This is a genomic window from Kitasatospora xanthocidica (assembly GCF_014656195.1).
In the GTDB taxonomy this organism is placed as follows: domain Bacteria; phylum Actinomycetota; class Actinomycetes; order Streptomycetales; family Streptomycetaceae; genus Kitasatospora; species Kitasatospora xanthocidica.
The window spans coordinates 197,139-220,174 of record NZ_BNBY01000003.1 but is presented as its reverse complement, the minus strand read 5'-3'; the positions used below and the strand labels follow the sequence as shown (position 1 = coordinate 220,174).

The following is a 23,036-nucleotide window of genomic DNA, read 5'->3' as shown; positions in this document are numbered from 1 at the left end:
CTCCCGGCTCCGTCCGAGTCCTCGGCGCGGCGTCGGCGGATCACGCCTCCCCGGGCGCGCTCACCGCAGCACGGACTCCAGGAAGTCGCTGCCGATCCGGGCCACCACCGAGATGTCGAGCTGGTGGAGGACGTAGCGGCCCCGGCGCCGGGTGATGAGCAGCCCGGCCTTCTTCAGGACGGCCAGGTGGCGGGAGACCTCGGGGGCGGTGATGCCGTACGCGTCGGCCAGCTCGTTCGTCGAGTACGCGGCGCGGGACAGGTTGCGGCACAGGTTCATCCGCATCGGATGGGTCAGCGCGTCCAGGCGCAGCCTCACCGTCTCCACCGGCTCGGCGCCGCCGATCTCGGGGGTGGCGGCCGGGTACTGGATCACAGGCTGCCAGCCCGGCCCGTACAGGGTGAAGAGGTGCGGCCAGCCGAAGACACTGGGCAGCAGGGTGACGCCGGTGCCGCGGGCGTCGCTGCGGCCGTTCAGCAGCTTGTCGACGACGATGCGGCTGCTTTGCTCGTCCTCCTCCAGGCTCAGCGCCGGTGACGCCGCGGTGAGCGCCTCCGCCAGACCCTTGCGGCGCAGCAGCTCGGTCTTGTGCTGGGCGTCGGCGGCGAGCTGGACGCGGACCCGGCGCCAGGTGTCGGCGAAGAACGCCCGGTCGCAGTCCTCCAGGAGCCGCCGGATCCACGCGCGGGTGGCGGTGGGGTCGGCGAGCATCCGCTCGACGAACGCCGCCTGGTGCGGGCCGCGCGCCGCCGCGAGGTCGAGCGCGCGGCGCCGCGACCACGGGTCGACCAGGGGCGACGGCAGGCCCTTGGGGTAGTGGCTGGTGCTGCACGAGATCTCCAGGGCCGCGCCGACGAACTTCTCGTCGTCCATGCGGTCGAGGTCGTCCAGCTCCTCGGCGAGGGTCTCCCGGGGCCGGGCCGGCATCAGGAGGTCGGAGCGCGTCGACCGCCACATGAAGTCGGCCTCCAGCATCCGGTCGGCCAGTTCCGGTTCGAGTGCGCCGGAGGTCGCCGTCGTCCACGCGTGCAGCCGGCCGTGGTGGCCCGGCTCGGCCAGCGCGTGCAGGGCGTTGCCGAGCTCGGCCAGCGGCGAGGGGCAGAAGACGATCCGCTCGTGCGGCAGTCCGGTGATGTCGATGGTCACGCTCACCCCCCTATCCTGCCGGGCGGGGCGAGCGCGTCATTTGACGGGGGTCGTCAATCGGTGGGACCGGCGGGGCGGCCGTGGTGCACGGTGGGCGCATGAACGCACTGCACCAGCACCTCGTGGACAGTTACCGGGCCGCCCAGCACGGGGAACCGGCCCCGCCCGTCCCCGGCACCCACGACCTCGCGGTGCTGCGGGCGGCCCGCGACCGCCGCCGCTTCGAAGCGGTCCTGGCCGGCCGCCCGACCACCGGCCGGCTGAGCTTCGCCTTCCGCCGCTGGCTGGCGTCCCGGGGCTGACCGGCACGGTGGGCGCGGAGCGGGGCGGGGGACTGAGGTCTTGGAGGGGCGCTACATCGTCACGCGCCGGGCTGGACGCCGAGGTCGGCGAGCAGGCCGCGGACGCGCTCCTCGATCTCGTCGCGGATCGGGCGGACGGCGTCGACGCCCTGGCCGGCCGGGTCCGTCAGCTTCCAGTCCAGGTACCGCTTGCCGGGGAAGTAGGGGCAGGCGTCGCCGCAGCCCATGGTGATCACCACGTCGGAGGCCTGGACCGCCTCCACGGTCAGGACCTTCGGGGCCTCGGCGGAGATGTCGATCCCGACCTCGGCGAGCGCCTCGACGACCGCGGGGTTGACGGTGTCGGCGGGGGCGGAGCCGGCGGAGCGGACCTGGACCCGGTCGCCGCCGAGACGGGTGAGGAAGGCGGCGGCCATCTGGGACCGGCCGGCGTTGTGCACGCAGACGAACAGCACGGACGGGACGGCGGGGGTGCTCACGGAAGTGGGTCCTTACGGTCTTCGGGGCGGTTTTCAGAGTGGTATTCGGGCCGGGCGGGAGGACGCGGGGTCAGCGGGCGGCCGCGGCCGGGTGGTGGTGATCGCCGTGCGGGACGACGACGTCCTCGGCGGCCGGAGAAAGGCGGCCGAAGACCACCGCGACCAGCGCCACACCGACGGCCAGGCCGACGAGCTGGGCGGCGACGAACGGCAGTACGGAGGCGGGGGCGATGCCGGCGAAGGTGTCGGTGAACGCCCGGCCGACGGTCACCGCCGGGTTGGCGAAGCTGGTCGAGGAGGTGAACCAGTAGGCGGCGCCGATGTAGCAGGCGACCGCGACCGGGGCGACGTGCGCGCGGCCGACGCGGGCCAGGCCGAAGACCAGCAGGACCAGGCCGGCGGTCGCGACGACCTCGCCCAGCCACAGGTGCGGCGCCCACCGGTCGTGCGTGGACCAGCGTACGAGCGGCTCGGCGAACATCGCGTCCGCCAGCACCGCCCCGCCGATCGCGCCGGCGATCTGCGCAAGCACGTAGGCCGCGACCTCCCGGAGCCCCGGCCCTTCCCCGCTGCGGCGGCCGGTCCACCAGGCGGCCAGGGTCACGGCCGGGTTGAAGTGGGCGCCGGAGACCGGGCCGAGCAGCAGGATCAGCACGCCGAGGCCGAAGACGGTCGCGAGCGAGTTGGCGAGCAGCTGGACGCCGACGTCCCGGGACAGCTCGGTGGCCTGGATGCCGGAGCCGGCCACGACGGCGACCAGCGCGCCGGTCCCGAGGAATTCGACGGCCGTCCGGCGGGCGAGCGGTGCCGTCGCGGTCATCCGGACTCCCCGGTGGGGGTCTGGAGCAGGGCGGAGAGCTTGGCCAGGGCGGCCGGGAGCACCCAGTAGTAGACCCAGGTCCCGCGGCGCTCGGAGTCGACCAGGCCGGCCTCGCGCAGGACCTTGAGGTGGTGGGAGATGGTCGGCTGGGACACGTCGAAGGGGCCGGTCAGGTCGCAGACGCAGGCCTCGCCGCCCTCGTACGAGGCGATCAGCGACAGCAGCCGCAGCCGTACCGGGTCCGACAGGGCCTTGAACATCTTCGCCAGGTCGACGGCGGCGTCTTCGCCCAGCGGCTCGCGGACCATCGGCGAGCAGCACGCGGCCGCGTCGTCCTGGCCGAGCACTTCGAGTTCCAGATTCGACATGCGTCTATGTTGACAGTCATCTATGCGGAGAGGCAAGCTCGCTGTATCGATAGATGTCGAAACAAGACCTCGGATCGGGGAGTACCGCCATGTCCCGTGTTCAGCTCGCCCTGCGCGTCGCCGACCTCGAAGCCTCCGTCGCCTTCTACGCCAAGCTCTTCGGCACCGAGCCCGCCAAGCGGCGGCCCGGCTACGCGAACTTCGCCGTCACCGAGCCCCCGCTCAAGCTCGTCCTCATCGAGGGTGAGCGCGGCGAGTCCACCCGCCTGGACCACCTCGGAGTCGAGGTCGACAGCACCGCACAGGTCACCGCCGCCGCCACCCGCCTCCAGGACGCCGGCCTGGCCACCTTCGAGGAGAACGACACCTCCTGCTGCTACGCCCTCCAGGACAAGGTCTGGGTCACCGGCCCCGGCAAGGAGCCCTGGGAGGTGTACGTCGTCAAGGCCGACGCCGACACCCTCGGCAAGAGCGCCGACGGCACCCCCGGTACCTGCTGCACCGGCGGCGGGCAGACTGCCGGACCGGTCGCCGCTGCCACCGGATGCGCCTGCGGCTGACCGGTGGCCGGTGCCGGGGTGCTAGAAATCTCCCGTGGACGATCACCCCGAGCCCTCGACCCTGCGTGTCTTCGTGGCGCTGGCTCCGCCCGACGACGCCAAGGACGAGCTGGCCGAGGCGCTGCAGCCCGCGTACGCCGGGTACCCGCGGCTGCGGTGGAACCGGATCGAGGACTGGCACATCACCCTGGCCTTCCTCGGTGAACTGCCCTCCACCGCGGTGCCGTCGCTGCGCTCGGCGCTGGCCGGCCTGGCGGCGTCGCACCCCGCCCTGCGCCTGGGCCTGCGCGGCGGCGGCCACTTCGACGAGCGACTGCTGTGGAGCGGCATCGACGGGGACCTGGAAGGGCTGCACCTGCTCGCCACCGACGTCCGCGACCTGGTCAGGTCCTGCGGGATCGAGTTCAACGCCCGCCCGCTGCGCCCCCACCTGACCCTGGCGCGAGCTCGCCGCGACGATCCCACCAGCGTGCCGCAGGCCGCGGCCGGGCTCGCCGGCTTCGCGGGCCGACCGTGGCGGGCCGAGCGCCTCCACCTGGTCGGCAGCAACATCGGCCGCGGCCCCGGGCCGATCCACTACCGCGACATCGAGGCCTGGCCCTTCGGCGCCGCCGTCCGGACCGGGGGCGGCGGCCGCCCCCGGTCCGCGCGTTGACCGCTTGTCTACCGGGGATTCCTACGGTCGGGCCTTCGGAAAGTTCCGCACCGCTCAGAAGGATTCCCATGATCGACCCGGCCGCGCCGTCGCGCGGTGACACCCTCTGGATCGGCGACGATCCGCGCTTCACCGAGTTGCGCGCCAGCTACCGCAGGTTCGTGTTCCCGGTGACGGCGGCGTTCCTGCTCTGGTTCCTGACGTACGTGCTCTGCTCGGCCTACGCCCGCGGCTTCATGGCGACGAAGGTCGCCGGGAACGTCAACGTGGCGCTGGTCTTCGGACTGCTGCAGTTCGTCTCGACCTTCGGCATCGCCCTGGCCTACGGCCGGTTCGCCGCCCGGCGGCTGGACCCGCTGGCGGCGGCCCTGCGGAGTGTGGCGGCCTCCCGTCCGACCGTCCCGGGCCCGACCGCCCCGGCCCCGAGCGGCCCGTCCGGCCGGGAAGCGACGGGGGAGCAGGCATGACACAGCACCTTCCGCTCGCCGCGGCGGCGGCGCAGTCCGCGTCGCACAAGGGCCTGACCGTCGGGCTGTTCGTCGCCCTGGTGGCGGTGACGCTCGGCATCACCCTCTGGGCCCGGCGGAGCACCCAGGGCACCGGGGGTTTCTACACCGGCGGCGGGCAGTTCTCCGCGCTGCAGAACGGGATCGCGATCTCGGGCGACTACCTGTCGGCGGCCTCCTTCCTCGGTATCGCCGGGATCATCGCGCTCTCCGGGTACGACGGGTTCCTGTACTCGATCGGCTTCCTGGTCGCCTGGCTGGTCGCGCTGCTGATGGTGGCCGAACTGCTGCGCAACACCGGGCGGTTCACCATGGCCGACGTGCTGGCCGCGCGGCTGCGCAGCGGGCCGGTGCGGACCGCCGCGGGTGTGTCGACCATCGTGGTCTCGATCTTCTACCTGATCGCGCAGATGGTCGGCGCGGCGACGATCGTGGGGCAACTGCTCGACGTCAAGGGCGCCTCCGCGCAGATCTGGACCATCGTCGGGGTCGGCGCCCTGATGATCGTCTACGTCGTGGTCGGCGGGATGAAGGGCACCACCTGGGTGCAGATCGTCAAGGCGGTGCTGCTGATCGCCGGCGCGGCCGTGATGACCCTGTGGGTGCTGGCGAAGTACGGGTTCGACCTGAGCCACCTGCTCGGGGACGCCGCCACGGCCTCCAAGAAGGGCGACGCCTTCCTCCAGCCCGGCCTGAAGTACGGGGCGACCGACGGCTGGTCGAAGCTCGACCTGGTCAGCCTCGGCACCGCCCTGGTGCTGGGCACCGCGGCGCTGCCGCACGTGCTGGTCCGCTTCTACACCGTCCCGACCGGGCGCGACGCGCGCAAGTCGGTGAACTGGGCGATCGGCATCATCGGGGTGTTCTACCTGATGACCCTGGTGCTCGGCTTCGGCGCGGCCGCGCTGGTCGGCACCGCGACGATCAAGGAGAAGGACCCGTCCGGGAACACCGCCGCCACCCTGCTGGCCGAGCACCTCGGCGGCGGCGCGGGCACCACCGGCGGCTCCCTGATGCTCGCCTTCATCGCGGCGGTGGCCTTCGCCACCATCCTCGCGGTCGTCGCCGGGCTCACCCTGACCTCCTCGTCCTCCTTCGCCCATGACCTGTACGCCAGCGTCATCCGCAAGGGCAGGGCCACCGAACGGCAGGAGCTGGTCACGGCGAAGATCGCGGCCGTGGTCATCGGCGCGGTCGCGGTCGCCCTGTCGATCTTCGCCAGGGACCTCAATGTGGCGTTCCTGGTGGCCCTCGCCTTCGCCATCGCGGCCTCCGCCAACCTGCCGGCGATCCTGCTGACCCTGTTCTGGAAGCGCTTCACCACCTTCGGCGCCAAGTGCGGCATCTACGCGGGCCTGGTCGGCTCGATCGGCCTGGTGCTGCTCTCCCCGATCTGCTGGGGCGGCGCGAGCGGCACGGTCCACGCCGTGAAGCTGACGGCGGCCCAGGCGAAGGACTGCGGCGTGGAGGCGTCCAGCAAGCGGGTCGGCAACGCCACGGCGCTGATCTCCTGCACCACCACCGCGCCGATCCCGCTGCAGAACCCGGGCGTCATCTCGATCCCGGTCGGGTTCGCGGCCGCCGTCGTCGGTTCCCTGGTCGGCAGCCGCCGCCGTCGGGACGAGGACGCGCACGGGGACGCGGACGGGCGCGCCTTCGCCGAGCTGGAGGTCCGCGCGCTCACCGGGGCGGGGCGGTAGGCCGTGGAACCCGGCTCCAACCTCGACGAGTTCCTCTCCGACCTCGCGCGCTATGCCGCCGCGGACGTCCTGACCGCCCAGCTCACCGCGGACACCCTGCGCAAGTACCTCCGGGCCGGCCTGATCGTTCCCGAGGACCTGTGCGCCGGCGACACCGACGGGTACGCCCAGCGGCTGCTGCATGCCGGACGGTCGCACTCCGTGGTGGCCCTGACCTGGCTGCCCGGGCAGTCCACCCCGGTCCACGACCACGTCTCCTGGTGCGTGTCGGGGGTGCTGGAGGGCGTCGAGGTGGACGAGGCGTACCGGCTGTGGCGGCTGCCCCGGTCCGGGCGCAGGGTGCTGGTGCCGTCCGGCCGGACCACCTGCTCTCCCGGCCGGGTGCAGCTGCTGGTGCCACCCGACGAGGACATCCACCGGGTGTCGAACGGCGGCACCGGTCGCGCGGTCTCCCTGCACGTCTACGGCGCGGACATCTCGCTGAACGGGGGCAGCTCGATCAACCGGGTCTTCGGACAGGAGGTCGTGGACCGCCCGCCGGAGGGGGCCCGCCTGGTGAGCTGGCGGAGCCCGGACGGCCTGGCGCCGTGACCGGCCCCGGCTTGACGGCGCACGGCAGGGCCTGACACGACACGTCGCCCGGCGTGTGGTGCATGATGGCCGTGACCACTGGGGGGTGTCATGGGGCTGTTCTCGGCGAAGTGCCCGGTCGGGCCGGAGGAACGGGTCTGGATCGAGGAGTCGATGGCCTGGCTGACCGCCGAGTTCGGCCGGGAGGTGCTGGACCGCGCGCCGGTCCTGCCGACCGCCGAGTTCTTCCCGGGACCGTACGAGGGCTCCGAGGAGGACGTCCGGCGCGTGATCACCCGGCTCTGCGGCTACCTGGGCGTGGCGCCCGAACGCCTGACGGTCGAGATCGAGCCGGACGACGGCGAGCGCGGCATGGCCGACGACCTCGGGCTCGCGTACGAGTCCCGCTCCGCCGCCGGGCACTACCGGCGCGAGAACGGACGCCCCGTGATCGCCGTCGCCCAGCGCCAAGCCGCCCGCCCGGTCGCGCTGGTGGCCACCGTCGCCCACGAGCTGGGCCACGTCCGCCTCCTCGACGAGCAGCGGATCACGAGCGACCGGCGCGACCACGAACCGCTCACCGACCTGCTGACGGTCCACTTCGGCCTCGGCGTCTTCACCGCCAACTCCGCCTTCGACTTCAGCCAGGACAACCACGGCTGGTCGTACTCGCGCCTCGGCTACCTGACCGAGCGGATGTTCGGCTACGCGCTGGCCTGCTACGCCCACCTGCGGGGCGAGACCGATCCCGCCTGGGCCCGCCATCTGGCCACCAACCCACGGGCCTACCTGAAGCAGGGCCTCCGCTACCTGGACCGGAACCCGTTGAGCGTGTGAAGCCCGCTGCTCCGAACCGGACGGCCCCGCCCGGCGGCGAGAGCTTCCTGACAGTCTGCCTCGTACCGGCCGGAATCCGGCCCAAGACATATTTTCGGATCGGCTCTGACCTTCTCAACTCCCGAAGCCGAGTGCCAGATTGACTGCCCCGGAAGCCCGGCCCCCGCCGGGCTTCCGGATCCTCCGCCCTGCGTCGAACGGGGAGACATGACGGCACCCACCGCGAGCACCACCGCGACCACCACCACGACCACCCACCGCACCGCCCGCGCGGCCGGCGCTCTCCCGCTGGTCGGACACGTCCCGGCCCTCTTCCGCCATCCGCTGCCGTTCCTGCGCTCGCTCGCCGACCAAGGCGACCTGGTGGAACTCCGGCTCGGACCGCAGCGCGCGATGATGGTCTGCACCCCCGACCTGTTCCACCACGTCCTCACCGACACCCGGCACTTCGACAAGGGCGGGCCGCTCTTCGACAAGCTGCGCTGGTTCCTGGGCGACGGGCTCGGTTCCACGCCCCACGACGTGCACCGCCGACAGCGCCGGCAACTCCAGCCCGCCTTCCGCCCGGAGGCCTTCACCCGCTACCTGCCGGTGATGCTGGAGGAGGTGACCGCCACCGCGGCCGGCTGGGCCGACGGCCGGGTGATCGCCGTCGAGGACCACGCCTACCGGCTGATCGCCAGGATCATCACCCGGACGATGTTCTCCGCGGACCGCTCCTCCACCGCGGTGGCCCGGATCGCCGCCGTCTACCCGGACTTCCACCACGGCATCGGCCGGCAGATGCGCTCCCCGTCCCGGCTGTTCGACCGGCTGCCGACCCGGGCCAACCGCCGTTTCCGCCAGGCCTGCCGCACCGTGAACGAGGTGGTCGACGGCGCGATCGAGGGCCGCCGACGCGGCGACGGCGGCGACCACGACCTGCTCACGCTGATGGTGGGGGAGGGCCTGACCGACCGGGAGATGCGGGACCAGATCGTCACCATGCTCACCGGCGGCATCGGCACCTCGGCCTCGGCGCTCGGCTGGGCACTGCACTTCCTCTCCCTGGACGAGGAGCTGGCCGACGCCGTCGCCCGGGAGGCGCGCGCGATCCTCCCCGCCCGGCTCCGCCAGGCCGTTCCCGGCAGTGCCACGCCCGCCGGTGCCATACCCGCCGGGGTCACCCTGGCGGACGTCACCCGCCTGGACCTCGCCCGCCGGGTGGTGGCGGAGACGCTCCGCTTCTACCCGTCCGCCTGGTTCTACAGCCGCACCGTCACCGAGCCGGTCGAGCTGGCAGGCGAGCACCTCCGCCCGGGCACCGCCGTCCTGCTCTCCCCCTACCTCCTCCACCACCGCCCCGACCTCTACCCCGACCCCGAACGCTTCGACGTCGACCGCTGGTCGCCCGCCCGCGCGGCCGAACTCCCGCGCCGGGCCTACGTCCCCTTCGGCACCGGCTCCCGCAAGTGCATCGGCGACGTCTACTCCCTGACCGAACTCACCCTGGCCGTCGCGGTCATCACCTCCCGGTGGCGGCTGGAACCGCCGCCGGGACCACTGCCCGCGCACCTGGTCGAGCCCCGGCCGTGGACGGTGATCCACCCGGCCCCGCTGCGCCTGCGGCTGCGCAGCCGTCCGTGAAGCGCACCGCACCGGACCCGCACCGCACCGCACCGGCTCGAAGGAGACCGACACCCGGATGACGACACCCCCGACCGTTCCCCTCGACCTGCGGCTGCTGCCCGACCCCGACCACGTCCTGTACCAGCTGCCGCCCCGGATGTCCCCGTACCGGGAGGAGCTGGAGCGGCTGATCCTGGAATGGGCGGACCGCTACGGCCTGGTGGACGGGCCGCGCGCCCGCAAGCGGCTCGCCGACACCCACCTGGGCGAGCTCATCGCCCGCTGCTACCCGGACCTGCGCGCCGAGCGGCTCTCGCCGCTCGCCGGCTGGTTCACCTGGGCCTTCGTCATCGACGACCTGTACGACGACTGGGCCCCCACGGACGCCGCCGACGACACCCGCACCACCCTTCGGATGCTCGCGGCCCTCACCCTTCGTTCCGCCGAACCGTCGCCGTCGGCCGGTGACGCGCCGCCGCCGGCCGGTGACGCGCCGCCGCCGGCCGGTGACGCGCCGCCGCTCGCGGACGAACTCGCCGAGGTGTGGCGACGCCTCGCCGGGCGGCAGAGCATCCAGTGGCAGCTGCGCTTCATCACCCACATGGGGCAGTTCCTGGACGCCTTCCGCTACGAGGCGGTGAACCGCGAGCACCGGCACGTCCCCGCCCTCAGCGGCTACGCCCAGCTGCGCCGCGCCTCGGGAGGCATCACCCCCTCGCTGGACCTGCTGGAGTACGCGGCCGGCCTGGAGGTACCGGCCCTGCTCCACGAGTCCGAGCAGCTGCGCACGATGGTCGACAAGGCCTCCGACGTCGTCGTCTGGGTCAACGACGTCCTCTCCCTGCAGAAGGAACTCGTCGTCGGCGAGGTCACCAACGGCGTGCTCGCGGTGAGCCGGGAGCTCGGCTGCGGCATCCAGGACGCCATCGACCACGTGTACCGCAAGGTCGCCCGCGACATCGGCGTCTTCCTGGACGCCGAGGAGTCGCTCACCACCCTCTGCGGCAGCTGGCACGGCCTCCGCGAGGCGGACCGGGCCGCCGTCGGCGCCTTCGCCGGCGGCATGAAGGCCTGGATGCGCGGCAACCTGGAATGGGGGGTCAACTCCGGCCGCTACGTGGAGATCGACACCCTCCGCCTCACCCGCAACCCGGACCTGCTCGGAGGGCGGACCCCGGCCTGACCCTCCGCGGGCGCGGCTCGCAACCGAGTACCCCGAACACGCTGGGCGTGGAACGGGCGGCGGTTCGCGTCCGGTGCCCGGCCGAGGGGCTATCGTCCGTCTGTCGACGCCGATGGGAAGGTACCTGCCGTGACGTACACCGTGGATTTCGCCACCGTCTCGACCGTCGGTCTGGAGTCGTCGCCCGTCGCGGAGGCGCTCGCCGGCCTGCGGGCGAACGAGGCCCGGTACTTCAGGAACAAGTACGACCACGTCTTCACGGTCGAGCCGGCTGCTGACGCCGCGGCGGTCGTCGACTGGGTGCACCGGATCCTCAAGGAAGAGCGCGACATCGTCATCTCGTCCCGACCGCTGGAGGCCACGGCCTTCCAGGTCGAGAACATCCGCATGGCCTACGTCTTCTACGAGAGCGGGCTGTCGGTCAACGTGATGTACACCGTCGACGGCGACAAGAAGCGCGCGGTGGGGTTCAAGCTCGCCGAGGGGATGGAGGTCCCGGAGGAGCTGGCCCCGCGGTTCAAGTTCGCCCGTCAGAAGTCGAAGCTCGCCGGGACGATCCGCGGCTCGTACTTCGTCATCAAGAACGAGTACTGACCGCCCGGTGCTGCGGCCCGCCGCCTGCTGCTGCCGCCGCCGCCCCTGCCGGTGCCGGCACCGAACGGGTACGGGGGTGGGCGGCGCGGCCCGCCGCCGGTGTATCCTCACGTCCAAGAAAAGCGGGGAGTGATCCCCACTTATTGGGCCGGGGGAGAGGAACGCCATGATCGGGACGGCACTGGTACTGGGCGGCGGCGGACCGGTCGGCGGCGCGTGGCTGATCGGTGTGCTCGCCGGCCTCGCCGACGGCGGGGTCGACCTGACGGCCGCCGACACCGTCATCGGCACCTCGGCCGGAGCCATCTTCGGCGCCCGGCTCGCGAGCGGCGAACCCGCCCGTGAACTGTACGAACGTCAACTGGCCGACCTCGACCGGATCGAGATGGGCGTCACCGCCGCGCAGACCCTGCGCTTCCTGTGGGCGGCCCTAGCCACCCGCGACCCGGAACGCTCCGTCCGGCGCCTGGGCCGCGCCGCCCTGACCGCGCGTCCCACCCCCGCCCAGGACATCCACGACGTCGTGCGCACCCTGCTGCGCGATGCCACCGCCTGGCCCGCGCAGTCGCTGCGGATCACCGCTGTGGACGCCCGGACCGGCGGTGTCGAGGCGTTCGACGCCGACTCGGGGCTCGACCTCGCCGACGCGGTCGCCGCCAGCTGCTCTGTCCCGCTGGTCTGGCCGCCCACCACGGCCCTCGGGCGGCAGTGGATCGACGGCGGTGCCCGCTCCACGGCCAACCTCCAGCTCGCCGCCGGCCACCGCCAGGTGCTGGCCGTCGCACCCGTCCCCACCGCCGTCGGGCCGCACCCCAGCGCCGGGCAGCAGGCGCAGGAGCTGCGCGCCGCCGGTACGCACACCACCCTGATCGCCCCGGACGCCGGTGCCCGCCGCGCGATGGGACGCGACCTGACCGCCAACGCCCGGCGCCCCGCCGCCGCCCGGGCCGGCCACCGGCAGGGCGCGGCCCTCGCCGCCTCGGTCGCCCGTACCTGGCCGGCGCTGCGCACGACCGCGGAGTGAGCAGGGGGTGATGGGCGCACGGGCGGGCCCGCCGGCGTCACGCCGGGGCGTCGTCCCTCACAGGGCGGTGAGGACGTCCTGGTGGGCTCCGTCGAGGACGAAGCCGTTGTCGAACCTGACCCGGACCGTCACCCGCTTCCCCCGCTCCCGGTACGCGGCCCACTCCGGCTCCAGCGCCGCGATCTCCGCCTCCAGCCGCTCGCGGCTCGCCGTCGGCATGGTGTGCCCGTAGTCCTCGAACAGCGCGGTGAGCCGCTGGTACTCCAGGACCTCACGGCTCTCCGGGAGCTCCCCGTCCACCCGTTCGACGGTGCCCTCGAGCCCGGCCCCCAGCGAGAGGAGCCCGACGACCGCCCCCGGCTCCCCGGCGACCGCCGCGCCGAGTTCGAGGTCCTCGGCCAGCCTGACTCGTCGGCCTTCCTCCAGGGTCATCCGTTCTCCGCCTCTCCCTCGATCGGTGCCGCCGGGCCGACCGGCCCGCGGGCCCGGCCACTGTCCGCCGGGCACGTCACGGTACCCGGCTCTCGGTGGCGGGCCCTGCCGTCGCCCTCCCGCTGCCGGGTTCAGGGGGACATGGTCAGCCCCGACGCGGCCGCGCCCCGGCTGAGAACCGTCGAGCGGATGTGCTCCAGCGCCCGGGCGTAGTCGGCCCGGCCGGGGTCGCGGCGGGCGGCCTTCCGCAGGTCGAGGACGCGGTAGGGCGGGCCGAGGTCCGTCACCTGCGGGATGAACTCGGCCTTGGCGACCGTCCACCGCTGCCCCGGCGCGGCCGGCGGGGCGAAGGTGAACCGGGCGATCGAGCTCCAGTTGCCGCGCGGATCCTCGGCGCCGTCGTAGGTGAACATGTGTCCGGCGAGCTGGTCGCCGAGGCCGTACACCGTCCAGGTGTCGTTGATCCGCTCGTACGCCTGCGGGATGTGGGCGTGGGTGCCGAGGACGAGGTCGATGTCGGGCCGGCCCTCGCCCTGCCCGGCGGCCAGGTCGCGGGCCAGGGTGAGCTGCTGGTCGTTCGGCGCGTCCTGCCACTCGGTGCCCCAGTGGACGCTCACCACCACGAGGTCCGCACCGCCCGCCCGGGCGGCGCGCGCGTCGGCGAGGATCCGGTCCCGGTCGATCAGGTTCACCGCCCAGGGCCGGCCCGCCGGCAGCGGGATCCCGTTGGTGCCGTACGTGTAGGCGAGGTGCGCCACGGTGGCGCCGCCGGCCCGGAGCAGTGCGGGCCTCCCGGCCTCGGCCTCGTCGCGGGCCGAGCCGGTGTGCGCCAGGCCCACGGCGTCCATGGCGTCGAGCGTGCGCCGGATGCCGTCCGGGCCGTCGTCGAGGGTGTGGTTGGAGGCGGTGTCGCAGGCGGTGTACCCGGCGTCCTTGAGGGCGGCGGCGACCTGCGGGGGAGATTTGAACGCCGGGTAGCCCGTGAACGGCCCGCCGTCGGCGCCGTAGACGGTCTCCATGTGGCAGATGGCGAGGTCAGCGCCGCTGATCAGCGGTTTGACGTCGGCGAACATCGCGCGGAAGTCGTACCCGGCCCCGCCGGCGTCCTCCTTGGCCTGCCGGATGATCTCGGTGTGCGGCAGCACGTCGCCGGTGGCGAGCAGGGTGAACGCCCGCGGCCCGGTGGGGGACGCGGCGGTGGGGGACGCGGCAGCGGTGGCACCGGCCGGGGCGGCGACGGCGGGGCTCCGGCCGTCCGCCGGCGGCGCCGCCGCGGGGGAGCCGCAGCCCGCGGGTGCCAGGAGCAGCGTGACGGCCGTCGTGACGGCCGCTCGGCGGGGCAGACGCATCATCGTCTCGTCTCATGATCGGAAGGTGTCATCGGCCATCCGACTATGCGACCGCCCGGCCGCTCTCCCTCGGCCCCACGCCGACGGGGCCGGCCGGACATCAGGCGGAGGGCGGGGCGAGGGGCGGGGGAGCGCGCGGTAGCATCCCAGGTCAAGAGGCTGTTGGAGCTATTCGCAGGGGTATCCGGAGGGGTATCCGGAAGGGGAGGGCGGGCCCATGCCGGTCGACGCGTGGCCGGAGCTGCTGCTCCCCGCCGGGCAGTTGGCCGCGCTCTACACCGAGCTGCCGCCGCTGGAGCGCCTGGTGCTCCGATCGGTGCACCTGAGCCCGCGTGGCGCCGGCGTGACGTTGCGGGTCGAGTTCCCGTCCTTCCCCGACCTCGCCCCGCAGGCCTGGGTGGACGCGGGCTGCGACCGGTTCGAGGCCCAGATCGAGTTCTTCGGGGTCGAGGAGGACCTGCGGATGCGGGGCGTCCCCGACGGCACCGTGGTCGACGTCGGACTGAGCCGCTACCAGCGGGAACGGGAGGGCCGGATCGCGGTCGGGGTGCGCGGCCGGGGGTTCTCACTGGACTTCACCGCACACGCCGCGCTCAAAGCGGGGCACCTCAACGCCTACCGCTCCGACGGCGCGCAACCGTACGCGGCCGAGCGGTGGTTCGTGAGCCCGATCGACCGGCGGCTGTACGGCGGCCTGCTGCCGCCCACCACCGCGAAGATGTTCTATGGGTGACTCCCCGGAGGGCTCCCTGGCTGAGCACGACTGGTCCGCGGAGGTGGCGAACCCCGGGACGCTCCGCGAGGTGCTCGGCGCGTCGCCGCCCCCGCTGAGCGACTACGGCCTGGACTCCGTCCTCGTCGACGAGCGCGAAGCGTCCGTCACCCTGCGGTTCTCCGCGCGTGCCGTCCCGGCCGGGGCCGCGGACCTGTGGCGGGAGCGCGGGCACAACGCGGTCGAGTTCACGCTGGTCTGCGTCGGTGTGACGGACTTCCAGGTGGACGCCTGGTCGGGCTGGCCCACGACCCGGGCCACGCTCACCGGGCGGCGGGTCCTGCTCGCCGGGCGGGGCAAGCACGTGTCCTTCACGGCGGCCGAGATCCGGGCCGAGCCGCCCGTCGGACAGCTCTGGGGCGCCGAGTGACGGATTTCCGAGGCTGACGGATGCCCGGGGGCGGGGAGACACTCCGGCCCTCCCGGACGGTTGTCAGTGCGGCACGCTACGTTCACGACCAGCCGCCGAACCGGAGGAGAGGGGCGTCATGACCGACCGTACGAACGAGACGATCAGCTGGGACGACGTGCGCGCGCTCATCGCCGACCGGGTCCCGCAGGGGGTGATCGACCGACTGTCCCCGGTGCCCGCCGGCGAGCTGCGCCACCTGCGCACCCCGCTGCGCAAGCTCCGTACCGAGCTGGCCCGCGAGCTCTCCTCGGGCGACCACAGACGTTACTCCACCGCGTACGACCAGCTCGCCGCCCTGCAGTTCGCCGGGATCCACGCCGCCGCGACCCCGGCCGAGGCCCTGGACTGGCTGACCTCCCGCCGCCTCCTCGACGCCTGCTGGCCGCTGCCCGGCGGCGGCTCCACCAACCCCGACGAGCACGCCGTCCTGCTGGCCCTGCTCCAACCGGACCGTGACGCGGAGTTCCACCGCGAACTCGCGATCCGGCTCGCCGAGTGGCTGCCCGTACGCGGTGACGGAGCCCGCTGGCTGATCGCCCACGGCCTCGCCGTCTGGTCCGGCGCCGAACTCCCCACCACCGACGGCTACGTTATCGGCTGGGTGCGCCAGGGCAGCCTGATGCGCTACCACCACCGCGAGATCGCCGAGTGGTTCGCCGAACGGGGTCTGCGCGGGCCGGCGCCGCACCACGACACCCTGCTCTCCTGGCTGCGCGCCCAGCCCCGGCTCGCCGAGTTCGTCCGCCGCCTGTTCGAAGTCCCCGACGTCGGTACCGAGTTCGCCGATCCGTACGCCGCCCGCTTCGGACCGGACAACGAGTGGCCCCGAGCGCTCACCACCCTGGCGGGCGAGGGCCTGCTCGACCGCGCCGAACTGATCGACCTCTGCCTCGGCCGTCTCCTGCGCGGCGACCGGCCAGGCAACCTGCGCGGATTCCTCCAGCTGTACGCGGCACTGTCGCCGGACGCCGACGAGGTCCTCGCCCGAGCACCCGACCACGTCCGACTGGCCGCCGCCGGCGCGCCGACCGCCGCCAAGGCCGCCCAGACGGCGCTGCTGTCCGTAGACGCTCGGCTGCCCTCGGCACTGTTCGCCGAACTCACCACCGCGGTCCTGACCCGCCCGGAGAAGGCGCTCGCCACCACCCAGCTCAGCAGGGCCGACGCCGCGCTGCGCCGCGACCCGTCCGCGGCCGACGCCCTGCTGCCCGCCATCGCCGCGGCCTTCACCCACCCGGCCCCCGCCGTCCAGGAACGCGCGCTGCGCCTGGCCGCCCGCCACCTGCCCGACACGGCTCCCGCCACCGCCGAGGCCGTACGCGCCGCCGCCACCGCCCTCGGCGCCGCCCTCCGGAGCGACGCCCGCCGCCTGCTGGCCGTCCCTGCCTCGCCGCCGAGCCCGACGCCGGCCCTGCCTGCCCCGCCCGCTGTGCCCGCCACGCCCGCTGTGCCCGCCAGGCACGGCGCACTGCCGACCGCTCCCGCCGGGCCGTTCGACCTCGCCGAGCGGCTGGGGGCCGTCATGGCCGACCGGGTACCCGACCCCGGCGAGTTCGAGGTGGTGTTCGCCGCCCTCGTCGCGGAGCACCACTGCGACCCGGCCGCCCTGCGGACCGCGCTCGCCCCGCTCGCCGCCCGGCGCGGCGACGACCGGGTGTGGCTCTGGGAGGCCCGCAGCGTCACGGGAGCGCTCGGCTGCCTGCTCGACGCCCTGACCGACCGACCGCACGAGTCCGAACGGCACACGGCCGAACTCCTCGGCCTCCCCGGCCACCTGCGCACCCCCGCCGTCATCCCGGCACTGCGCGTCCACGAAACGGCGTGCCGGATCTCCGACGCGCCGGTGCCGTGCCTGCTCGCCACCCCCACCGCCGCGGACGGCACGATCGACCCGGCCGTGCTCACCGAACGGCTCGCGTCCCACCGCGCCGCCGGTGCCCGTCCTTGGCCCGCCGACCTCGCCCAGTCCCTGCTCCGGACACCCCCGCAGGCACTGCCCGCCGTTCGCGCCGCCGCTGCCGGGCTCGGCTGCGACCTGCCGTCCGACACGGTGCCACCCGCACCCGACCGGTTCCACGTCCAGTCCCCGGACCAGCCCGAGCAGGCCGGCGGCCACGGCCGGGTCCCGCCCACGCTCCCGCGCATCGCACCACTCGCCGTCGCCGCCGCCATCACCGTCGCACCCGTACCGGACGGCCTCGCCGCCCTGCTCCACGCCCTTCCCGACCCCACCGACACCGCCCGGTTCGCGGGCGCCCCGTCGACGCAGCCCGCCGAACTCGCCCAGCTCCCCTGGCTGGCGCCCTGGCACCCGGAGGCCGTAGCCGCCCACGCCCTCCCCGGCGCGGTCTTCCACTCGCATGCGGCCGCATCCCGGGAGACCGACCCCCTGCTGCCCCGGCTCGCGGACACCCCGGGCGAACTCGGCCCGGTCAGCCACCTCCTCCTCGCCTACGGCCTGACCGCCACCCGGGCGGAGAACCGCACCGCCGCACTGGACGCCCTGCTGACGGCGAACGCACGCGGACGCCTCCGGCCCGAGGCGCTCGGCACCTGGCTCGCGGCGCTCTGGCGGCTCTCCGTCGCCAAACCGAACCGGGTCCTGCCCGTCCTGGCCGACGCCGTGCGCAGCGGCGAGGGCCGGGCGGTCTGGACGGTACTCACCACCCTGATCACCGAACTCGCCGCCGAACCCGGCCGGCGAGGCCTGGCGGACACCCTCGCACTGGCCGCCGAGTGCGCCGCCACCGAGCACATCCGCACCGCCCTCCCCGCCCTCGACATCCTGACCACCCCGACCGCACCCCGCCGAGTCCGCACGGAGGCCACCCGGCTCACCACGATCCTGACGCCCTGACCGCACCGAACCCCGGGGCTGCCGCGCTGCCGTGCCCGGGCCTGTCCGAGAGGCCCGGTGCGCCGTCGCGTACGGCTCCGCCCCGGGAGACCATGGCGGCATGGACAACGAGGCCCGCACGGACGCCGAGACCTTCGCCCGGACCCGCCGCTCCCTGCACGCGGTGGCCGAGTTGGTCCTGGCCGGGCCGCAGTACCGGGCGAGCGGGACGATCCGGTTGCGGGCCTGCGCGGGCGGCTTCACCACCGTCGCCGAGCCGCGGTTGCGGGTGATCGGCGCGGAGCTGGTCGGGCCCGGACAGGTGCTGTCCCTCGAACGGACCAGCTGCGCCGCTCTCGGCACGGCCCTCGGGCTCACCGTCGGCGCCCCGACGGGGCTGTACGCGGACGGTCCGGGCGTCGCCGCCGACCACGCGATCGAGGTGGACCCGTCAGCCGCCCGCCGGCTCGCGCACTGCTTCGCACTCGGCGAGGCGGCACTCGACGGGCTGTTCCCAGGCGAGGAGCCGGTCATCTGGCCCGAGCACTTCGACCTCGCTGTGACCGTTGGCGCGGTGAACTACGGCGTCTCGCCGGGCGACGCGTTCGAGCAGGAGCCGTACGCCTACGTCGGTCCGCACACGCCGCAGCAGGGGGAGTTCTGGAACGCGCCGTTCGGCGCCACCCGGACGATCCACGAACTCGGCGGGGTCGCGGGCATCACGGCCTTCCTGGACCGAGGACGCCGGTTCGCCGCAGCCGACTGACGGACACGGGAGCCGACGCGAGGCCGGTGGTCGTTGATGCCATGCTGTCTCCGACAGAGATCAGCACCACCAGGAGCCGACGATGGGAACGTGGGGAACCGGACCATTCGGCGAGTCCTCGGCGATGGTTCCCAACTCGCACAAGGATGGACGGACCACATCGACGCCAGCGAATGGCGCCGGGAAGTGCAGCTGATCCTCGACGCGCTGAACCGCTGACGGTCACTCACCGTATGTGCGAGGAATTGTCGAATTCTGTGGATCGACCGGACAGTCCAATGGCTGGTCGATCAAGCGAGCGGCCTGCGGTAGCGGACATACTCGTTCTGTCTCCGGAACCCCACGCTCTCGTAAAGATCGTAGGACCGGTGGGGATTTGCCGTGCCCGTGTACAGCCTGGCCGTCGTTGCGCCCTGCTCGCGAAGGCTTCGCAGCCCTTCCAGCAGCAGGATCCGGCCGATTCCGAGGCGTCGCTGGTCCGTTCGGACGCTCAGCTCTTCCACCTCGCCCACGGTGCGGTCGTGGCTGCGGATGGAGCAGAGGGCCACACCGAGCATCTCCTGCCCCCTCCAGGCAGCCCTCCAGCATGCCGGGTCGGCGGTGTCGACGAAGTCCTGGAAGGTCCATTTCTGAGTGAAACCGGTTTCCGCATACGAATCGACGACCGTCCTCCAGGCCGGGCGGTAGTGGCTGGTCCCGATCGGCCCCGTCCGTATCCCGGCCGGGAGTTCGCTGCCTCGTTCGGGCAACTGCTGCAGATCGCCCAACTCCAGCTCGACCAGACTGAAGACACGTCGGTAGCCGGCTGCGAGCAGCAGCGCCGTGGCGTCCTGCTCGGAGACCATGGCGTTCGCACCGATCACTGCAGTCCGAGCCGTGCCATGGTCTTCGATGAGCTGGCCGATCCGCTCTTCGGCCCAGCTCAGCATGGCTGACCCGATGCCCTGGTCGCGATGCTCGGGCAAGAGGTAACCGCGGTGCAGGTAAAGCCACGTACCGTCCCGCTCCTGCCACCACCGGATCGTCGAGTAGCCGACGACGCTCCCGTCGCGTACCACCAGGACCTGGTTCTTGGACGGCTCGTCCAGCTTGGCAGAGGCCTCGGCGATCTCGGCCGCTGTTGGGAGCCCTTCCACAACCGAACGGGCGTCGACCCGGTCCCGTTCGACACATCCCAGCCGCACCGCGGCCATGGGGCCGTGGTCCTCGTCGCCCCGATACGGCCGGAACCCGAAGCCGGCCGGAAGGTCCTGTCCTGGCGTGTCATCCGACATGATCGGATGATCTCGAACTTCGAGGCAGGTCCGCCGGTGGTTTGTGGGTGGAGGGGTCACCAGCCTTCGGACCAGAAGGTCGAGTAGGGGGACTTGTCCGGTGCGCCGCCGCGGTCGCCGGCTCCGCCGAAGGTGATGCCGCGCCCGGCGAGGGCCCGGTAGCAGGCGTCCTGGCAGATGTTGCGTGAGGTGCCGCCGTAGCCGATGACCTCGTCAGGCCCGAGGCTGTCGATGACGGTCTCCTCCGCGTGGATGACCGGGCGGCTGGCGGCTCCGTCGGCCTGGACGAACTTCTCGCCGGGGCGCAGTTCCCAGCCGGGCGGCAGGGGGCCGCCGCCCTCGATGGCGATGCGGTTGGTCCAGGTCTTGGTGGCGGTGTTGTAGACGCCGATGACGGCGGTCGTGCCGCGGTCGTTCATCGGGGGTGGGCGCTGGGCCTGGAGTTCCTCGGCCCGGCTCCGGGCCGCCTTGGCGTCGTCCTCGGTGGGCCCGCACTGGTCGGTCGTGCGCGCGGGCCGGGCCTGTGGTGTGTCCTGTACCGCGGTGGCGGGTGTGACCGGGGGGACGCCGGTGTCGGGCAGGGCGGCGTTCCCGGCGGAGGTCCGGCAGGCCTGGACCGGTTCGACCTGGTCGATGACGATCTTCTTGCCGTCGACGGTGGCTGTCGCCTGGCCGCCGTTGGCGACGGCGGAGCGGAAGGCGTCCTGCTGGTCGCCGCGGGCGAGTCCGGCGGTTCGTGCGGCCAGGGCCGTGTAGTGGCCGTTCGGCTTGGGGGCGAGGCCGTCGAACGTGGCGGAGGGGTTGACCTGGCCGGCGTCGGCCTCGGAGGCCCTGGCGAGCGTGTCGGGGGTCAGGTAGGCGGTGACGGGGCGTTTGTCGACCTTGACGTCGTGCTGGCGCCCGTAGGCGTCGAGGGCGCGGGCCTGCGCGGCCCGGGCCGGGCGGTCGCCGCCGGCGGCGGGCGCGTTCGGGTGGCTGGCGGTGGCGTTCGCGGGGCGGGGTGCGTCGCCGCCCCGGGCCATCGACGCCGCCGCCGGGGAGGGTGTGGCCGGCCGGTCGGCCGTGGCCGGCGGCGGGGCGGGCACGCTCTGCAGGGCGGAGGCCATCTCCTGGAGCAGTTGACGGCGCTGCAGCACCATCTGCTGGGCGTCGCCCCGCAGTGCGCCGGCTTCGGTGTTGTAGGCCGTCGTCTCGGTGGTGAGGGCTGCGCGTTCGCCGTCGAGTTCGGTCAGCCGGGTGCGCAGCTGGTCCTTCTCTGTGTCCAGTTCGCCCTGTTCCCCGGCGAGTTGGGCGCCTTCGGCGTCGAGGGCGGCCTTCTCCGAGTCGTAGGCGGCGGCTTCGGCGGCCTGGGCGGGCATCTGGAAGGTGTGCGGTTTGGCGTTGTGCGCGTCCACCTTGGCGTTGTGGGCGTCCACTTTGCCGTTGTGGGCCGCGAACTTGGCGGAGGTGGCGGACGCCTGGGCGCTGAGGGCGTCGAGCGCGGCGCCGAGGGCCGCGCCGCGCTGGTCGAGCGACTGCTTCTGCGCGACCAGCGCGCCCGCGCGCTGCGACAGGGGCGCGATCTGCTGTCCGAAGGACGTGATCCGGGAGTTGAGGTCGCCGGGATAGGCGCCGCTCGTGCGCAGCGGCTGGGGCGCGGCGGCGCTCTCCGCAGCGCCCGGGGCGGGGCTCGCCGCGGGCACTGCGGCGGGCACCGCGGCGAGCCGTCCGGCCGTGACGCGGACGTCGGGCCGCGGCGTCGGTGCTCCGTTTGCCGGGCCGGCGGTGAGAACCGGTACGAGCGCCGCGACGAGGACGAGGCCCAGGACTCGCCGCAGCCCGGCCGAGGCGCTGTGATCCGGCATGGACGGGCCCGGGTGGGCGGTACTCATCCCTTCACCCCCGCCGCGAACCGGTCGGCGATGGCCGCGGCGGCCGCTTTGCCGTCCCCGGCCTGGCAGAGCGCGACCTGCAGGAGCGCCCGGCCCTTCAGCCGGGCCTGGCGGTAGCAGGACCAGCCGTCGCCGGCGTACTGCCGCGACGTCCAGGCGATCGCGTCCGGGCCGGTCGTGTCACTGCTGTAGTTCCAGGTCGAGGTGGTGCCGTCCTGGTCGGTGCGCACCGCGGTCGGGCAGCCCTCGATGCCGTCGGTCAGCGCCCGGTAGGCGGTCCCGGCCTTGGCGGTGTCCGGGTAGAGGCCGACGGCCTGGGTCACCGTGTAGTCGCCGACGCCCGCCGCGTCCTCGTAGGTCGCCGCGAGGAACGCCGTCCAGTCGTTCCCGTAGACGGTACGGGTGGCCGGGCCGACCGCCGCGGCGCAGCTCGAGGGTTCCGCCGTCAGCTCGGCGGGCGGCTCGCCGGTCCGCGGGCCGGCGACGACGGTGGTCCCGGCCAGGCCGCTGACGTCGTCCGGGCTCAGCAGGTCCGCCTGTACGGTGCCCGCCGCCACGTGCAGGCTCTTCGCGGGGTGCGGGTCGCGCAGCCAGAGCCACCAGGCGCCGCCGGCCAACCCGAGGCACAGCACGAGAACCAGGGCCAGGACCAGGGCGGGCGGCCGCCGGGGAGTCCACTTCCGTGGCCGCCCGGGCGAGTCGGGCGGATCGGGCGGCTGCGTCGGCATGGGCGGCGCGACAGGCACGACAGGCGCGACTCCGGTCGTGGGAGGCGGTCCGTACGGAGACGTACCGGCGGGTGGGGGCGCCCAGCGGGGGGACGCGCCCGGGTTCTCGGCGGCCGCCGTGCCGCCCGCGTCGGAGGGTTCGGACTGTTCGGCCATGGCAACCTCGTGATGATCCGTCGGATTCGGGTGCCTGCACGACGACTTGCGCGCATCGCCGGGTCCAGGGTCCCCGACTCCGCGCGGG

Annotated in this window: 24 protein-coding genes; 15 read left to right on the top strand and 9 right to left on the bottom strand. The window is 73.6% G+C overall.

Going from position 1 to position 23,036, the window contains the following annotated elements; translation table 11 throughout:
- Positions 1-60 precede the first annotated feature (60 nt).
- Positions 61-1,152: a DUF5937 family protein gene (locus IE332_RS07170; protein ID WP_189914298.1), complete on the bottom strand. Its 1,092-nt coding sequence runs from the start codon at positions 1,150-1,152 to the stop codon at positions 61-63.
- Positions 1,153-1,244: 92 nt separating this feature from the next.
- Between IE332_RS07170 and IE332_RS07165 the strand changes: the two genes are divergently transcribed.
- Positions 1,245-1,448, top strand: coding sequence for a hypothetical protein (locus IE332_RS07165; protein ID WP_189914297.1), 204 nt, complete (start codon positions 1,245-1,247; stop codon positions 1,446-1,448).
- Between the two features lie 59 nt (positions 1,449-1,507).
- On the opposite strand, the gene IE332_RS07160 is transcribed toward IE332_RS07165, so the two are convergent.
- The 3 genes from IE332_RS07160 to IE332_RS07150 form a co-directional block, all read right to left on the bottom strand.
- Positions 1,508-1,927: an arsenate reductase ArsC gene (locus IE332_RS07160; RefSeq protein WP_189914296.1), complete on the bottom strand. Its 420-nt coding sequence runs from the start codon at positions 1,925-1,927 to the stop codon at positions 1,508-1,510.
- Between the two features lie 70 nt (positions 1,928-1,997).
- The gene (locus IE332_RS07155) at positions 1,998-2,747 is read right to left on the bottom strand and encodes an aquaporin (RefSeq protein ID WP_189914295.1); all 750 of its coding nucleotides are present in this window, start codon (positions 2,745-2,747) and stop codon (positions 1,998-2,000) included.
- A complete protein-coding gene (locus IE332_RS07150) occupies positions 2,744-3,115 on the bottom strand; it encodes an ArsR/SmtB family transcription factor (protein WP_189914294.1) in 372 nt (123 codons plus the stop codon). Before IE332_RS07150 ends, IE332_RS07155 begins: the two co-directional genes overlap by 4 nt.
- 89 nt (positions 3,116-3,204) lie before the next feature.
- Here IE332_RS07150 and IE332_RS07145 point away from each other — a divergent pair, with 89 nt between their 5' ends.
- From IE332_RS07145 to IE332_RS07100, 10 genes are all read left to right on the top strand, one after another.
- Positions 3,205-3,675: an ArsI/CadI family heavy metal resistance metalloenzyme gene (locus IE332_RS07145; RefSeq protein WP_189914293.1), complete on the top strand. Its 471-nt coding sequence runs from the start codon at positions 3,205-3,207 to the stop codon at positions 3,673-3,675.
- A 34-nt stretch (positions 3,676-3,709) separates the two neighbouring features.
- Positions 3,710-4,330, top strand: a complete 621-nt coding sequence (gene thpR / locus IE332_RS07140; RefSeq protein ID WP_189914292.1) for an RNA 2',3'-cyclic phosphodiesterase — start codon at positions 3,710-3,712, stop codon at positions 4,328-4,330.
- Between the two features lie 68 nt (positions 4,331-4,398).
- On the top strand, positions 4,399-4,797 hold the full coding sequence (locus IE332_RS07135) for a DUF485 domain-containing protein (RefSeq protein ID WP_189914291.1): 399 nt from the start codon (positions 4,399-4,401) through the stop codon (positions 4,795-4,797).
- Complete coding sequence (locus IE332_RS07130) at positions 4,794-6,536, top strand: monocarboxylic acid transporter (RefSeq protein WP_189914290.1); 1,743 nt, start codon at positions 4,794-4,796, stop codon at positions 6,534-6,536. Before IE332_RS07135 ends, IE332_RS07130 begins: the two co-directional genes overlap by 4 nt.
- A gap of 3 nt (positions 6,537-6,539) precedes the next feature.
- Positions 6,540-7,127 (top strand): cysteine dioxygenase family protein, encoded by a 588-nt coding sequence (locus IE332_RS07125; protein ID WP_189914289.1) that lies wholly within the window; start codon positions 6,540-6,542, stop codon positions 7,125-7,127.
- Between the two features lie 90 nt (positions 7,128-7,217).
- Positions 7,218-7,943 (top strand): hypothetical protein, encoded by a 726-nt coding sequence (locus tag IE332_RS07120; RefSeq protein WP_189914288.1) that lies wholly within the window; start codon positions 7,218-7,220, stop codon positions 7,941-7,943.
- 207 nt (positions 7,944-8,150) lie between these two features.
- Positions 8,151-9,569: a cytochrome P450 gene (locus IE332_RS07115; protein WP_189914287.1), complete on the top strand. Its 1,419-nt coding sequence runs from the start codon at positions 8,151-8,153 to the stop codon at positions 9,567-9,569.
- 58 nt (positions 9,570-9,627) lie between these two features.
- Positions 9,628-10,734: a terpene synthase family protein gene (locus tag IE332_RS07110; RefSeq protein WP_189914286.1), complete on the top strand. Its 1,107-nt coding sequence runs from the start codon at positions 9,628-9,630 to the stop codon at positions 10,732-10,734.
- Between the two features lie 129 nt (positions 10,735-10,863).
- A complete protein-coding gene (locus IE332_RS07105; protein WP_189914285.1) occupies positions 10,864-11,328 on the top strand; it encodes a DUF8821 family protein in 465 nt (154 codons plus the stop codon).
- 166 nt (positions 11,329-11,494) lie between these two features.
- Positions 11,495-12,352 carry a patatin-like phospholipase family protein gene (locus tag IE332_RS07100; protein ID WP_189914284.1) on the top strand — a complete coding sequence of 286 codons (858 nt, stop codon included), beginning with the start codon at positions 11,495-11,497 and terminating at the stop codon, positions 12,350-12,352.
- A 57-nt stretch (positions 12,353-12,409) separates the two neighbouring features.
- Here the strand turns inward: IE332_RS07100 and IE332_RS07095 are convergent, their stop codons facing one another.
- Together IE332_RS07095 and IE332_RS07090 are read right to left on the bottom strand one after the other, a co-directional pair.
- Entirely contained in the window at positions 12,410-12,784 is a 375-nt protein-coding gene (locus tag IE332_RS07095; RefSeq protein WP_189914283.1) for a hypothetical protein, read from the bottom strand.
- 131 nt (positions 12,785-12,915) lie between these two features.
- Positions 12,916-14,136 carry a CapA family protein gene (locus IE332_RS07090; RefSeq protein ID WP_189914282.1) on the bottom strand — a complete coding sequence of 407 codons (1,221 nt, stop codon included), beginning with the start codon at positions 14,134-14,136 and terminating at the stop codon, positions 12,916-12,918.
- Positions 14,137-14,350: 214 nt separating this feature from the next.
- Between IE332_RS07090 and IE332_RS07085 the strand changes: the two genes are divergently transcribed.
- The 4 genes from IE332_RS07085 to IE332_RS07070 all read left to right on the top strand — a co-directional run bounded on the left by IE332_RS07085 (position 14,351) and on the right by IE332_RS07070 (position 18,919).
- Positions 14,351-14,866: an Imm50 family immunity protein gene (locus tag IE332_RS07085; protein ID WP_189914281.1), complete on the top strand. Its 516-nt coding sequence runs from the start codon at positions 14,351-14,353 to the stop codon at positions 14,864-14,866.
- Entirely contained in the window at positions 14,859-15,275 is a 417-nt protein-coding gene (locus tag IE332_RS07080) for an Imm50 family immunity protein (protein WP_189914280.1), read from the top strand. The genes IE332_RS07085 and IE332_RS07080 overlap by 8 nt, the downstream gene beginning before the upstream one ends.
- 118 nt (positions 15,276-15,393) lie before the next feature.
- A complete protein-coding gene (locus IE332_RS07075) occupies positions 15,394-18,174 on the top strand; it encodes a DUF7825 domain-containing protein (RefSeq protein ID WP_189914279.1) in 2,781 nt (926 codons plus the stop codon).
- Positions 18,175-18,274: 100 nt separating this feature from the next.
- Positions 18,275-18,919, top strand: coding sequence for a hypothetical protein (locus IE332_RS07070; protein WP_189914278.1), 645 nt, complete (start codon positions 18,275-18,277; stop codon positions 18,917-18,919).
- Between the two features lie 290 nt (positions 18,920-19,209).
- Here the strand turns inward: IE332_RS07070 and IE332_RS07065 are convergent, their stop codons facing one another.
- The 3 genes from IE332_RS07065 to IE332_RS07055 are packed head-to-tail and all read right to left on the bottom strand — an operon-like array spanning position 19,210 to position 22,792.
- A complete protein-coding gene (locus IE332_RS07065) occupies positions 19,210-20,193 on the bottom strand; it encodes a GNAT family N-acetyltransferase (RefSeq protein WP_189914277.1) in 984 nt (327 codons plus the stop codon).
- Between the two features lie 56 nt (positions 20,194-20,249).
- Positions 20,250-22,064: a coiled-coil domain-containing protein gene (locus tag IE332_RS07060; protein WP_189914276.1), complete on the bottom strand. Its 1,815-nt coding sequence runs from the start codon at positions 22,062-22,064 to the stop codon at positions 20,250-20,252.
- Positions 22,061-22,792: a sensor domain-containing protein gene (locus IE332_RS07055; protein ID WP_189914275.1), complete on the bottom strand. Its 732-nt coding sequence runs from the start codon at positions 22,790-22,792 to the stop codon at positions 22,061-22,063. Before IE332_RS07055 ends, IE332_RS07060 begins: the two co-directional genes overlap by 4 nt.
- Between the last annotated feature and the right edge of the window lie 244 nt (positions 22,793-23,036).